The 847-nt window shown below is 74.3% G+C and carries 1 protein-coding gene; it reads left to right on the forward strand.

Annotation, left to right across the window (positions count from 1 at the left end):
• Window positions 1–3 precede the first annotated feature (3 nt).
• Window positions 4–828, forward strand: coding sequence for a carbon-nitrogen hydrolase family protein (locus CCN51_RS51385; RefSeq protein WP_014174940.1), 825 nt, complete (start codon window positions 4–6; stop codon window positions 826–828).
• Window positions 829–847 lie beyond the last annotated feature (19 nt).

Here is an 847-nt window from a genome sequence, read left to right on the forward strand (position 1 = left end):
CCCATGCCCCCGCTGCGCATCGCCCTGCTCCAGAGCTCCGGCCACCCCGGCGAGACCGCCCAGAACCTCAAGGCCCTCGATGAGGCGGCCGGGCGCGCCGCGGCGGCCGGGGCCGGGCTGCTGATCGCCCCGGAGCTGTTCCTCACCGGATACGCGATCGGCGACGGCGTACGGCGGCTGGCCGAGCCGGCCGACGGGCCGGGCGGCCGGGCGGTGGCCCGTATCGCCGCCACCCACGGGCTGGCCGTCCTCTACGGCTACCCGGAGCGCGCGGGGGACGCGGGCGGTACGGGTGGCGATGGTGGCGCGATCTTCAACTCCGCCCGGCTGGTCGGCCCCGACGGCGCCGAGCTCGCGAACTACCGCAAGACCCACCTCTTCGGCGACTTCGAGCGCGCTTGGTTCACCCCCGGCGACACCCCCGTCGTCCAGGCCGAGCTCGGCGGCGTACGGCTGGGCGTCATGATCTGCTACGACGTGGAGTTCCCGGAGAACGTCCGGGCCCACGCCCTGGCCGGGACCGATCTGCTGCTGGTGCCCACCGCGCAGATGCACCCCTTCCAGTTCGTGGCCGAAGCCCTCGTCCCGGTCCGGGCCTTCGAGAGCCAGCTGTACATCGCGTACGTCAACCGCACCGGGCCCGAGGGAGACTTCGACTTCGTCGGGCTGAGCTGTCTGGCCGGGCCCGACGGCACGGTCAAGGCCCGCGCCGGGCGCGGTGAGGAGCTGGCCTTCGGCGAGGTCGACCCGGGGCTGCTCGCCGCCTCGCGCACCGCGAACCCGTATCTGACGGACCGCAGGCCCGAGTTGTACTCGCCCCTGACCTGACCCCGCACCCCCTCGGCCC

The sequence above is a fragment of the Streptomyces milbemycinicus genome (assembly GCF_002154605.1).
GTDB classification, from domain to species: domain Bacteria; phylum Actinomycetota; class Actinomycetes; order Streptomycetales; family Streptomycetaceae; genus Streptomyces; species Streptomyces milbemycinicus.